The sequence below is a fragment of the Paenibacillus sp. FSL H7-0942 genome (assembly GCF_045040715.1).
Lineage (GTDB): Bacteria > Bacillota > Bacilli > Paenibacillales > Paenibacillaceae > Paenibacillus > Paenibacillus amylolyticus.
This window is the reverse complement of the sequence record NZ_CP150279.1, coordinates 5,649,662-5,661,906: the sequence shown is the minus strand read 5'-3', so window position 1 is coordinate 5,661,906 and position 12,245 is coordinate 5,649,662. Positions and strand designations below refer to the sequence as shown.

Annotated in this window: 11 protein-coding genes; 8 read left to right on the top strand and 3 right to left on the bottom strand. The window is 47.5% G+C overall.

Features of this window, described 5'->3' with window-relative positions:
* The first annotated feature begins 160 nt into the window (after positions 1 to 160).
* Both MHI48_RS24950 and MHI48_RS24945 read left to right on the top strand, forming a co-directional pair.
* The gene (locus tag MHI48_RS24950) at positions 161 to 1,480 is read left to right on the top strand and encodes a TrkH family potassium uptake protein (protein WP_076329071.1); all 1,320 of its coding nucleotides are present in this window, start codon (positions 161 to 163) and stop codon (positions 1,478 to 1,480) included.
* Between the two features lie 54 nt (positions 1,481 to 1,534).
* Positions 1,535 to 2,206 (top strand): TrkA family potassium uptake protein, encoded by a 672-nt coding sequence (locus MHI48_RS24945; protein WP_017692455.1) that lies wholly within the window; start codon positions 1,535 to 1,537, stop codon positions 2,204 to 2,206.
* Between the two features lie 54 nt (positions 2,207 to 2,260).
* On the opposite strand, the gene MHI48_RS24940 is transcribed toward MHI48_RS24945, so the two are convergent.
* On the bottom strand, positions 2,261 to 3,190 hold the full coding sequence (locus tag MHI48_RS24940) for a LysR family transcriptional regulator (protein ID WP_076329006.1): 930 nt from the start codon (positions 3,188 to 3,190) through the stop codon (positions 2,261 to 2,263).
* Positions 3,191 to 3,485: 295 nt separating this feature from the next.
* Here MHI48_RS24940 and MHI48_RS24935 point away from each other — a divergent pair, with 295 nt between their 5' ends.
* The 6 genes from MHI48_RS24935 to MHI48_RS24910 all read left to right on the top strand — a co-directional run bounded on the left by MHI48_RS24935 (position 3,486) and on the right by MHI48_RS24910 (position 10,020).
* Positions 3,486 to 4,154 (top strand): succinate dehydrogenase cytochrome b558 subunit, encoded by a 669-nt coding sequence (locus MHI48_RS24935; RefSeq protein WP_076329007.1) that lies wholly within the window; start codon positions 3,486 to 3,488, stop codon positions 4,152 to 4,154.
* Positions 4,155 to 4,197: 43 nt separating this feature from the next.
* A complete protein-coding gene (gene sdhA, locus MHI48_RS24930) occupies positions 4,198 to 5,940 on the top strand; it encodes a succinate dehydrogenase flavoprotein subunit (RefSeq protein ID WP_036605793.1) in 1,743 nt (580 codons plus the stop codon).
* Positions 5,941 to 6,515: 575 nt separating this feature from the next.
* Entirely contained in the window at positions 6,516 to 7,280 is a 765-nt protein-coding gene (gene sdhB, locus MHI48_RS24925; protein ID WP_036605794.1) for a succinate dehydrogenase iron-sulfur subunit, read from the top strand.
* A gap of 175 nt (positions 7,281 to 7,455) precedes the next feature.
* Entirely contained in the window at positions 7,456 to 8,430 is a 975-nt protein-coding gene (locus MHI48_RS24920; RefSeq protein ID WP_076329008.1) for a metallophosphoesterase, read from the top strand.
* A gap of 57 nt (positions 8,431 to 8,487) precedes the next feature.
* Positions 8,488 to 9,219 (top strand): metallophosphoesterase, encoded by a 732-nt coding sequence (locus tag MHI48_RS24915; RefSeq protein ID WP_036605796.1) that lies wholly within the window; start codon positions 8,488 to 8,490, stop codon positions 9,217 to 9,219.
* Between the two features lie 168 nt (positions 9,220 to 9,387).
* Positions 9,388 to 10,020 carry a GNAT family N-acetyltransferase gene (locus MHI48_RS24910; RefSeq protein ID WP_076329009.1) on the top strand — a complete coding sequence of 211 codons (633 nt, stop codon included), beginning with the start codon at positions 9,388 to 9,390 and terminating at the stop codon, positions 10,018 to 10,020.
* A gap of 473 nt (positions 10,021 to 10,493) precedes the next feature.
* Here the strand turns inward: MHI48_RS24910 and MHI48_RS24905 are convergent, their stop codons facing one another.
* Entirely contained in the window at positions 10,494 to 11,303 is an 810-nt protein-coding gene (locus tag MHI48_RS24905) for a histidinol-phosphatase (RefSeq protein ID WP_076329010.1), read from the bottom strand.
* A 30-nt stretch (positions 11,304 to 11,333) separates the two neighbouring features.
* Positions 11,334 to 12,236: a LysR family transcriptional regulator gene (locus MHI48_RS24900; protein WP_036605798.1), complete on the bottom strand. Its 903-nt coding sequence runs from the start codon at positions 12,234 to 12,236 to the stop codon at positions 11,334 to 11,336.
* Positions 12,237 to 12,245: the final 9 nt, after the last annotated feature.

The following is a 12,245-nucleotide window of genomic DNA, read 5'->3' as shown; positions in this document are numbered from 1 at the left end:
AGGATATATTCCAACTTCATTATATATGTCGTTTTAAACTGAATCATACTTGTTTAACGTTTGGCAACAGCATTTCAAATGAAGAAGGCTCCACGGGTGTGGAGTTATTTTCATTTTAGAAGAGGTGGAAGATACTCAAGTGAAACTGAATGTGCAATGGATGCGATTATCGCCACCCCGTATTCTTGTGTTAGGGTTTGCTGGCATTATATTGGTAGGCACACTGTTGTTAATGCTTCCGGCATCCAACCGTAACGGTGACAGTCTTGCATTTATTGATGCGCTCTTTACAGCAACTTCGGCTGTTTGTGTCACTGGTCTGGTTGTGGTCGATACAGGGACTCATTTCTCGGTGCTGGGTCAGGTTGTAATCGCGATTCTGATTCAGATTGGCGGACTGGGCTTTATGACAATGTCCACATTGGTTGCCATTGCGTTCAAACGGCGGATCTCGCTCAGGGAAAGGTTGATTCTACAGGAAGCGATGAACCAGAGCACGATGGAGGGCATCGTCCGGCTGATCCGTAAAGTTGTGATCTACTCACTCATTATCGAAGGCATATGTGGCACACTGTTTGCCATCCGCTGGTCGTTCGACATGCCAGTCGGACAGGCGATCTATTACGGCTATTGGCATGCGATCTCGATGTTCAACAATGCGGGCTTTGATATGTTTGGGGATTTCCGCAGTTTGACCGGTTATGTGTATGACCCGTTGGTTAATTTTACAGCAATGTTCCTGATTGTCTCTGGTGGTATCGGTTTTGTGGTGTTGTCAGACCTGGTGGATTACCGCAAAACGCGGAAGTTGTCTCTGCACTCCAAAGTTGTACTGTTAATGACTGGATTGTTGATTGTGTTTGGTGCACTTGTCATTTTCGTATTTGAATTCAGCAATCCACGGACACTGGGTGGCCTGAACTGGGGTGGCAAAATTCTCGGTTCATTCTTCCAGTCCGTTACGCCGCGAACAGCAGGAGCCAATACGGTAGATATTGCCGGACTCAGGCAGGCAACACAGTTCTTTATGATCATTCTGATGTTCATTGGTGCTTCGCCGGGTTCTACCGGAGGCGGGATCAAAACAACGACATTTATGATTATGGCTGGAGCGGTCATCGCCATGATGCGTGGACGTGAAGATATCGTGTTTTTCCGCTATCGGCTTGTACAGGAACGGATCTTCAAGGCGCTTACCATTACATTGCTGGCGCTTTTGTTCATCATAGCTGTAACGATGGCACTGAGTACCACAGAAGACGCCAGTTTTATGATGATCTTATTTGAAACGACATCGGCCTTTGGTACCGTTGGATTATCGCTCGGACTGACGCTGAAACTGACTACATTGGGCAAACTCCTGATCTGTTTTACGATGTTTGCAGGAAGGCTTGGACCGATCACATTAGCGTATGCACTTGGGCAGAAAAAGGGTAAAGAGTTATACAGGTATCCGGAAGGCAAAATGATTATTGGATAAATCTATTTTTAGTGAGTTTTGAAATTGATTTGGATAAGGGGTTCGTGAAGAACAATGAAAACACAGCAGTTTGCGGTGATTGGGCTTGGGCGATTTGGCTCCAGTCTGGCACAGGAATTAATGGAACTCGGCTACGAGGTGCTCGGGATCGATAAAAATGAAGAAGTCGTCGAAGACATTAGTGAATTGGTCACCCATGCCGTTGTAGCCGATGCCACAGATGAGGAAGTGTTACGCTCCCTGGGTATTCGAAATTTTGACTGCTGTATCGTTGCTATCGGGGATGATATTCAGACGAGCATTCTCACCGCGATTCTGTTAAAAGAGCTGGGCGTCAAGACGGTCGTGGCCAAGGCCATATCCGTCCTTCACGGACGCGCATTGGATAAACTGGGGATTGATCGTGTTGTTTATCCTGAGCGGGATATGGGCATTCGGGTTGCCCACCAGCTGGTTACCCCGAACTTGCTGGATTACATTGAATTATCCAATGATTACAGTATTGTCGAGATGAAGGTTCCCGCCTGTCTGCATAACAAAACCCTTTCCACCCTGAATGCACGTGTACGTTTTGGTTGCAGCATTGTGGCGTTACAGAAAGAAGCTGGGGTCATTATCGCTCCGACGGCACTGGATTCGCTTCAAATGGGGGATATCATGGTCATTATTGGTAATAATGCAGATATCGACCGATTTGAAGAAGAGGTTATCAGCCAAGAGAGCTGATAATTATCATGAGTTAAATATGGAAGCCAGACGTTAGAGCCTGGCTGTTTCAGATCAAGACAAAGGCGTCGTAGCCCTCCGTGAGGGCAATGGCGCCTTTGCTGTAAAGAGTGCAGCCGTCTCCTTGACCCATTGTCTGGAAGTCTCGCTGAGGTCCTCTTTTTCCCCATAGATCATACAAGTTGTTCTGCGGGTCTGCTGTAATTGAGGCAAATGAACAGAAACAAGATCATTGTCCGCGAGCAATTGTGGACGAAGATATGACTTGGGCAATAGAGCAGCAGCTTTGGCGGAAGGCAGAAGTCGGATGATCGCTTCGAAGGAATCAATCTCCATGCGAATATCCGGCATCACGGCACAGCGCTGGAAGAGGTCGTCCGTTAATTTGCGATACCAGGTGCCTTTGGAGAACGTGATCATCGGCAGATCCTGCAAATGCTCCATCCCGGCTTCCTTACCGGACAAGGGGTGTGTAAGCGGCACAACCAGTTCCAGGTGATCGTCAAAGAGCGGCACACAGTTAAGCCCCACTTCGCTGATGGAGGAGGCGACAATGCCTACATCGGCTTTTTTGTCACGCACAAACGAGACAATCTCATGTGTTTTACCCGTCAACAGTTTCAATTCGGCATTTGGATGTTTCTCCATAAAGGCATTGACGAGAGGTGGTAACGTAGTTTGAAGCGTCGTCAGACTGGCTCCGAGTGTAATGGTGCTCTGTTCTTCGTCTTTATACTGGGCCAGCATAGTGAGGAACTTCTGTTGTTGCTGCTTCTGTTCTACAGCATAGGTATAGGTGAACTGGCCCACACTGGTTAACTCCAGCCGTTTGCCACGGCGGTGGAACAGGGCAACCCCGAGTTCATCCTCCAATTTGGCAATTTTGCGTGAAAGTGCGGGTTGGGACAAGTTCAGTAACTTGGATGCACGGTTGAGGCTGGACTGCTCCACGACCGCTGCAAATGCATTTAACTCCTCAAACATGAACAATAACCTCTTTTCCATGAATGTGATTCTTGCCCTTGCTCAATCGTTTTCCATGTTGTATAGCCTGTAAACCCAATGTTTCACTGCTTATACCTATAGGTTATAACATTTAATAATTATATTGCAATTCCCTTATAAGAAAAAAAGGAGTAACATGAACCGTGACACAAGTTGTTCACACCTGGGGAAAACGGAACAATTTGTCGAACCTTTTCATGGAAAAGGATTCGTGTCATGATAAGTGAAATCATTTATGAAAACGTTGTATTTAGCGAAAGGGGATCGACATTTTATGAAAGGGTTTTACTCCAGAAAGCTGCACTCCTTGCTTGGCGTCATTCCGCTCAGTTTGTTTTTTGTTGAGCATTTGGTGACGAACTTCACGGCAGTTGAAGGCGGCAAAGAAGCTTTTTACGGTGCCGTTGCATTTCTGAACGGTTTGCCTCTTGTTATTGTAATTGAGGCATTACTTATCTGGTTGCCGTTGTTCTATCACGGTGTTTATGGTCTTTACATTGCCTATCAGGCCAAGCCTAACGTTGGGCGTTACGGTAATGAGCGCAACTGGCGCTACACGTTACAGAGGGTAAGCGGTATTATTACGTTTGTATTCGTCATCTGGCACGTATGGGAGACGCGAGTACAGATTGCGCTGGGTAATGTATCCCATGAAGAGATTGGCGGCGTCATACATGATGCGGTGACGAATCCGATAACCTTTGCGATATATATGATCAGTGTGGTTGCGGCGTCATATCACTTTGCCAATGGTCTGTGGTCGTTCCTCGTTAGCTGGGGAATTACAGTTGGTCCGCGTGCGCAGCGTGTATCCTCTTACGTATGTATGAGCTTGTTCGCTATTGTTTCCATCATGTTTATTGCTTCACTATTTGCTTTCCGGAGCATTGATTTCGAAACAGCTACTTCGATGATTGACGCAGTAAAAACAGTTCTAATTTAAGCATTTAGCGTATAAATGCTGACTTATAAGGGAGTGAACAGCAATGGCATCAACGAATGTAATTATTGTGGGCGGCGGTCTCGCGGGATTGATGGCGGCGATCAAATCGGCTGAAGCCGGAGTCCATGTTCATTTATTTTCACTGGTTCCTGTTAAACGATCCCACTCTGTATGCGCACAAGGCGGCATTAACGGAGCGGTAAATACCAAGGGTGAGGGTGACTCCCCATGGGTACACTTTGATGATACGGTATACGGCGGTGACTTCCTTGCGAACCAACCTCCTGTTAAAGCGATGTGCGAAGCAGCACCTGGCATCATTCACTTGATGGACCGTATGGGCGTAATGTTCAACCGGACACCGGAAGGTTTGCTTGATTTCCGTCGTTTCGGGGGAACGAAGCATCACCGTACGGCGTTTGCCGGAGCGACAACAGGACAACAATTGCTCTATGCATTAGACGAGCAGGTACGTCGCTGGGAAGCAGCGGGTCTGGTTACGAAATACGAGAACTGGGAGTTCCTGCAGGCGGTTTTGGATGATGAAGGCGTATGTCGCGGGATCGTAGCTCAGGATCTGAAAACGATGAAGGTACAGACCTTCCCGGCAGAAGCGGTTATTCTGGCGAGCGGTGGTCCGGGGATCATCTTCGGTAAAACGACCAACTCTGTCATTAACACAGGTACAGCGGCAAGTGCGGTGTATCAACAAGGTGTAAATTACGCAAACGGGGAGTTCATTCAGATTCACCCAACAGCCATTCCAGGGGATGACAAGCTACGTCTCATGTCTGAATCCGCGCGTGGTGAAGGTGGACGGATCTGGACGTACAAAGACGGAAAACCTTGGTACTTCCTTGAAGAAAAATATCCATCCTACGGTAACCTGGTTCCACGTGATATCGCGACTCGTGAAATCTTCAGCGTCTGCGTAGATATGGGTCTGGGTGTGAACGGCGAGAACATGGTTTATCTCGACCTGTCGCACAAAGATCCGAAGGAACTGGATGTTAAACTCGGCGGAATCATTGAGATCTATGAGAAGTTCATGGGTGATGACCCGCGTAAAATCCCAATGAAAATCTTCCCGGCAGTCCATTATTCCATGGGCGGCATGTGGGTAGATTACAACCAAATGACTAACATTCCGGGGCTGTTCGCAGCTGGTGAATGTGAATATCAATACCATGGTGCGAACCGTCTGGGTGCAAACTCACTGGTATCTGCGATCTATGGTGGTATGGTGGCTGGACCAAAAGCGGCTGAATATATCAAAGGACTTAAAAAATCGTCCGCAGATATCCCATCTTCCGTATTTGAGAAACACACCAAACAACAAAGCGACAAGTACGAAGGCATCTTGAAAATGCAGGGCACGGAAAATGCCTATGTCATTCATAAAGAGCTTGGCGAGTGGATGACAGCCAACATGACGGTTGTGCGCTACAACGACAAGCTTGAAGCCACGATTGGCAAGATCAAGGAATTGAAAGAGCGTTATGGCAAAATCAATATGTATGACAGCTCTGGTTGGAATAACCCGAGCGCAGCATTCACTCGCCAACTGTGGAACATGATTGAATTGGCAGAAGCAATGACACTGGGCGCACTGCTGCGTAACGAAAGCCGCGGCGCGCATTACAAACCGGATTTCACGGAACGTAATGATGAAGAGTTCCTGAAAACGACTATCGCAAGCTGGTCGAAAGAAGGCCCGAAAATCTCGTACGAGCCAGTAGACGTATCCCTGATCCCACCACGTATCCGGGATTACTCCAAGGATTAAATATCACGGATTTATCTATAAGGTTAAATATTAAGCACCTGAACGAAGAAGGCAGGAGAACTGTGGAGAAGCAAAGCTTCTTCAAAGTTACTGCCATCAAAGTGAAGGAAAGACCCAGAAGAAGCAAAGCCCTAGCGATGCTTCAGAACTTCAATACTGCCTCCAGCATGAATGGAGTGCAGTTTTCCAGCAAAGTTACCCAGTGCACAACATAGCGGAAGAAGCGGAAATACTCAGAAGAAGCAAAGCGCCTTAGCGATGCTTCAGAACTTCAATACTGCCCATCCAGCATGAATGGAGTGCAGTTTCCAGCAAAGTGACCCTGCGTGCACGACGTAGCGGAGGAAGCGGAAATGCCCAGAAGAAGCGAAGCTGAAAGCTTTCTGAAAGAAAGCTACTTCGAAAGCATACTCTTCGCCTTTATCACCGGATTCTAACCCTGGAAAGGGTTGATCAAAAAAATCCGGGGATAACAGCGATCAGAGGGGCATTCCGCTGACGAAGCGTCACCCGTGCACCAAACCATTTTGCGCATCAGCAATACAATCATCGTCACCAGAGGAGGGGACTACGATATGGCGGAACAAGCTACAGCCAACAAAACCGTCAAGTTTATCATCACCCGTCAGGATAGCCCGGAGTCATCTTCGTACAACGAAGAATTTGAGCTTCCGTACCGTCCCAACATGAACGTGATCAGCGCCCTGATGGAGATTCAGCGGAACCCGGTCAATACAGATGGCAAATCCATTGCACCCGTGTGCTGGGATTCCAACTGTCTCGAAGAAGTCTGCGGTGCCTGTTCCATGGTCATCAACGGCAAGCCACGTCAAGCATGTGCAGCCCTGATCGACAAGCTCGAACAGCCTGTTCGTATCGAACCGATGAAGACATTCCCAGTGGTTCGTGACTTGGTCATCGACCGTAGCCGGATGTTTAGCGCCCTGAAACGCGTAAAAGCATGGATTCCGATCGATGGTACCTATGACCTCGGTCCAGGTCCACGGATGCCTGAGAAGAAGCGTCAGTGGGCATATGAGCTGTCCAAATGTATGACATGTGGTGTATGTCTGGAGGCATGCCCGAACGTCAATGAGAAAACAGACTTTATCGGTCCAGCAGCACTGTCTCAAGTGCGTCTGTTCAACGCTCACCCAACAGGGGAGATGAACGCCGACGATCGTCTGGAAGCGTTGATGGAAGACGGAGGCATCGAGGGCTGTGGTAACTCACAGAACTGTGTGCAATCCTGTCCAAAAGGCATTCCACTGACAACCTCCATTGCCGAAATGAACAAACAAACGACCAAGCATATGTTCAAACGCTGGTTGGGTGTATAATCTCGTCATAACATGTGCAGAAGTGTAATCTGCAACTTAGAAGAAGTCGTGATCCCGTGCAGCAACATGCCGGAGATCCCGGCTTCTTTTTGTAATGAAGCAGAGGAACCGGGCTACCCATGCAGAATATGATATACTAAGGGGATGGATTAAGAGCGTAGAAGGAGGGGGAGATATGGCAGAGACACCGCGTCAGGGCAGCAACAACTCGCCGTCCCAGCGCTCGCACAAAGCATCAGGTGCAGAAGAGTCTGTGTTTCCTGGAGAAGAAAAGGATCATGATCCCTCTCGCCGAAGTTTCTTATTGCGTATGGTTTTGATGACAGCGGGTGCCAGTTTGCTTACAGGAGGTTATGCCTGGTTATGGGAACCGCGTCGTCTGGAGATCAAGCAAGTGGCGCTGAAACTTCCGAAGTTTCCAAAGGCATTTGACGGTTTGCGTGTCGTTCAGTTCAGCGATGCCCATCTTGGTTTTCATACCGGGGTGAAAGAGCTGAAAAAGCTGGCAGCAACGATTGAGGAGCAGCAACCGGACTTGATTTGTTTTACCGGAGACATAGTTGAGAGGGAAGCAGAGCCGATGCGTGAATGTATTCCGGTACTCGCCTCCATGCAAGCGAAGTATGGCAAATTTGCAGTTTTGGGGAATCATGATTATCGGGGCGGACAGCAGAATGAAGTGACAACCATGTTCCGTGAAGCTGGATTCACTTTGTTACGGAACGAACATGTGGTGATTGAACAAGGGGGCGAACGTCTGGCCATAGCTGGACTGGATGACGCACTTACAGGCAGGCCTGATCCTGCCCAAGCCATCAAGGGATTGGATCATGATGTGTGGAAATTGTTACTTATGCATGAACCGGATTATGCCGACATTGCCACTCCCTATGGTTTCGGATTACAACTTTCCGGTCATAGCCATGGTGGACAGGTACGTTTTCCCTGGATCGGGGCACTGACAACTCCGCGAGGTTCACACAAGTATGTTCAAGGATTGTATTACACGGATGTCCAGGGGGTATATTACACCACCCAGACACAGATGCCGGTGTATGTGAATCGTGGTTTTGGCATGACTCAACTGCCCATTCGTTTTCTGTGCAGACCAGAATTAACGGTTTTTGAGCTTAAAGGATCAACCACATAAAAGAATATAAGATGAATATAAAACATAAAGGATTCAACATGAATGGAGGTTATCCAGATGGAAAGAATTGCGATTGTATCCGACATTCATGGCAACATGACTGCCTGGGAAGCAGTGTTAAAAGATATCCGAAGTCGTGGCGTGGAGCGAATCTTTTGTCTTGGTGACCTCGTGGGCAAGGGGCCAGAACCGGTACAGGTTGTGGATCAGGTGAGAGCAACGTGCGAACTTGTTATCCGTGGCAATTGGGATGAACTGGTTGCGGTTAACCAAGACAATGAGAACTTTACGTGGCAAGCAGAACGGCTGGGTGAGGAACGATTGGCGTACTTGGCGGGCCTACCCTTCAGTCATCAATTTCAACTGAGCGGTCGCACCATCCGTCTGGTCCATGCTTCACCTCAAAGTGTATACCATCGTGTCCAGCCGTGGGACGCGATGGAAAAGAGGTTGGCAATGTTTGATCCTCCGGCTGATGAGCCTGAGCAAGGTGTTGCAGATGTTGTAGGTTATGGGGATGTGCATAACGCATACTTGCAGTATATGAACGGCAAGTTACTGTTTAATGCAGGCAGTGTTGGTAATCCACTCGATCTTCCCCAGGCTTCCTACTGTATTCTGGAGGGTGAAGACAGCAACGATAACAATACCCCGTTCAATGTTCAATTTGTGCGGGTGCCTTATGATATTGAGCGAGAAGTACAGGTTGCACAGTCGGCGAATGTTCCTGCATTGGATTTCTATATTCGTGAGATTCGTACGGGTATCTATCGCGGGCTGCAGGAGTAGTCAGCATCTGGACCTTTTAGCGTGAGGAATTGAATGATGCAATATATTAATACTAAAATGCGAATACTAAAGTTCGTGGATCAGTTCAAATGGTATTACGCCGGATCATCATCAGAGCATGCTTGTCTTACCGGACTAGAGCCCGTTTAGGCAAAAGGAGCGATTGTCATGCTTACCCGAAAAATGCTGGTTCAAGGTCTGCCGGCTTTGTGGACAGAGCGTCTTGTCCTGCGATCATTACGTCAAAGTGATTACAGCACATTATCGGAACTCTTTTCCGATCCTCAAGTCATAAGATATGTGAATAGGGGAAGCCAGCCCACGCCAATCCGAGCGAGACGGTTATTGAACCAGATACGGAGCAGCAGCGCCAAGCTGGATTCGTTACATTATGGGATCTGCTGGAGAGGCAAGGAACAAGTGATTGGGATCACCTCATTCCAACACTGGAATGATCTGAATGGTACCGCACAGATTGGTTATATCCTGAACAGGTCCTGTTGGGGCAGGGGTGTGGCTACCGAGGCGGTACAGCGGCTGCTGCAGTTTGGATTTGACGATCTTCATCTGGGGAGGGTGGAAGCACGTTGTTATGAGGCCAATGTATCTTCACAACGGGTGCTAAGCAAAATAGGGATGTCCTATGAGCGGAGTCTTCCCTCGTTCGGACTGAATGATGAGGATGACGAGGGATCCGAATCCCTGATGGATGTTAAAGTGTACAGTATGTACCGGGAACAATACGTCAGACCGCTTCAGGAAAAAGACCTGCAAACCCTGGTATCTGACAAGCCGCAATGACATAGAGTAAGAGTAGTCAAACGTGAATGAATCGAACTTCAATCATTTGTTACACAATTGAAATATAGTTGCAATTGAACTCTAACAGACAGGGGGTAAACTTATCTCATGACCCCCTTTTTGATAATAGATAATGCTGTTGGGACCCGCGCGAGCGGGTTCATTTTTTTTGTCCATATAAGTTAACTGTGGAATATTTACACTGGCCACTCCGATGACAGAATAACTTTCCGATCGCTGTTATACCCGGATTATTTTGATTTCCATATTTTTGAAGGGGAAATCCGGGGATAGCGTATGCTTCCGATGCAGCTTTCTTTCAGAAAGCTTTTAGGCGACTGCTTCGCTTCTTCACGTTATTTCTGTCCTCTCCGTTATCGTGTAAAATATAATTATATTTCCTTATATTGGGCAATAAAAGGCCCCCACGGCGTGAACAAGCGCGCTGTGGGGGCCTTTGTGTTTGCTATTTTTTACAGTGGAACAACCTGCATCTGTTTCTGCTTGAAGTATACCCAGTCGGTGAATCCGATCTCCTTGAGACGTGTACGAACGTCATCCAGCTCGTCTGCAACCCGCTGTGGTTTATGAGCGTCCGATCCAAATGTCACCTTCACTCCATAATGATGGGCGCGTTCCAGAATGGCATCTGACGGGTACCATCCACCGCTGAGTTTGGTTTTGCCAGATGTGTTAATTTCGATCGCTACGTTGGATTCTGCAATGACCTCCAACGTTTCATCAATGGCCTGATCAGCGATAATTTCAGAGAAGGGTGGATAGTTTCCTTTCATCGCATCAATGTGTCCAAGAATCTGGAACATACCGCTGCGAGCCGATTCCCGAATTAATGAATAATAACTCTCTTTCACTTCAACTTTGCGAGCATCGCTCAGTCCTTTCCACCGGGTTTTATTGAAGATACTCACATCCTCGGTATGATGAACTGAACCAATAATATAGTCAAAAGGATACTGTCCCAGTGTGGTACGGTACAATTCTGCATGAACAGGGAAGTAGTCGGATTCAATGCCGAGCAGCACATCGATTTTACCAGCGTACTCTTCTTTCAAAGCAAGGACTTCTTCCACATAATGCTGCAATTCAGACTTACCCATTGCGATCCGGGGAAATGCCTGCTCAAGCTCACTGCCAAAGTATGGCGTATGATCCGAGATACCGATGGCCTGAAGTCCTGCCTTAATACCTGCCTCTATATAATCGCGGATGTTGCCGTCTGCGTGACCACAACGAAAATGATGTGTATGAAGATCAAATTTCATATGGAATCCTTCCTTTCTCATGGCTCATTGTCATTCTGAACTGATGAATTGGGTTTCCGGCATACCTTTGAGGTCACTTATGAATTGTTGCATTGCTGAGTTAAGGTATCGACTGGACTTATAGATGACACCGACAGGGTGACTGACCTCCAGCTCACTTAAGGGTATCATTCGCAATGTACCTTGACGCAACTCATGCGCAACAGATTGTTTGGAGATGACAGCTGCCCCGAGATCAATCTCGACCATCCGTTTCACTTCTTCGCTGCTCGACAACTCCATTACAATATTAGGTTCAATATTATGTTTCTTGAAGATCGTTTCTGTAAATCTTCGTCCTACGGTATCAGGGGACAGCAGAATCAATGGTGTACTCCGGAGCACATCCACTGCAGCATGTTTTTTCTTCGCCAGCGGATGGGAAGGAGATACCACGAGTTCAAATGTGTCATAGTAGAGCACAGATGTATTCAGGTTGGGATTACGCTCCGTGAGATAACCGATACCAATATCAACCAGACCATTTTCGACCTGGGTATAGATCTGTGATGAAGGAAGGGACTGGATACTGGTTTTGATCAGCGGGAATTGATCTTGGAAATAGGATAACACCCTTGGCAAGATCTGAATAGCAATGGAAGTTGTTGTGCCTAATACGATACGTCCCTGAGGCGTTTCATCAAGATCGGACAATTTTTGTTTCAACTCATCAACGATGTCGAGCATCCGTTCAGCGTGCTCCAGGAATACCTGTCCACGGTCTGTCAGGGTAACGGGTTGGTTCCGATCCACAAGAACGGTGCTGAATTCGTCCTCCAGACTTTTGATCTGGGCCGAGACGGCAGGCTGGGTCAGGTTCAGAAGTTCTCCCGCTTTGCGGAAGCTCATCGTTTTGGAAATGGTAATTAGTGTCTCCAGTTGGCTTATGTTCATAGGTGACCT

What these genes read in the sequence shown, in the direction of transcription:
- MHI48_RS24950 (WP_076329071.1), top strand. Translation starts at nt 161, where the DNA reads ATGCGATTATCGCCACCCCGTATTCTTGTGTTAGGGTTTGCTGGCATT.
- MHI48_RS24945 (WP_017692455.1), top strand. Translation starts at nt 1,535, where the DNA reads ATGAAAACACAGCAGTTTGCGGTGATTGGGCTTGGGCGATTTGGCTCC.
- MHI48_RS24940 (WP_076329006.1), bottom strand. Translation starts at nt 3,190, where the DNA reads ATGTTTGAGGAGTTAAATGCATTTGCAGCGGTCGTGGAGCAGTCCAGC.
- MHI48_RS24935 (WP_076329007.1), top strand. Translation starts at nt 3,486, where the DNA reads ATGAAAGGGTTTTACTCCAGAAAGCTGCACTCCTTGCTTGGCGTCATT.
- sdhA (WP_036605793.1), top strand. Translation starts at nt 4,198, where the DNA reads ATGGCATCAACGAATGTAATTATTGTGGGCGGCGGTCTCGCGGGATTG.
- sdhB (WP_036605794.1), top strand. Translation starts at nt 6,516, where the DNA reads ATGGCGGAACAAGCTACAGCCAACAAAACCGTCAAGTTTATCATCACC.
- MHI48_RS24920 (WP_076329008.1), top strand. Translation starts at nt 7,456, where the DNA reads ATGGCAGAGACACCGCGTCAGGGCAGCAACAACTCGCCGTCCCAGCGC.
- MHI48_RS24915 (WP_036605796.1), top strand. Translation starts at nt 8,488, where the DNA reads ATGGAAAGAATTGCGATTGTATCCGACATTCATGGCAACATGACTGCC.
- MHI48_RS24910 (WP_076329009.1), top strand. Translation starts at nt 9,388, where the DNA reads ATGCTTACCCGAAAAATGCTGGTTCAAGGTCTGCCGGCTTTGTGGACA.
- MHI48_RS24905 (WP_076329010.1), bottom strand. Translation starts at nt 11,303, where the DNA reads ATGAAATTTGATCTTCATACACATCATTTTCGTTGTGGTCACGCAGAC.
- MHI48_RS24900 (WP_036605798.1), bottom strand. Translation starts at nt 12,236, where the DNA reads ATGAACATAAGCCAACTGGAGACACTAATTACCATTTCCAAAACGATG.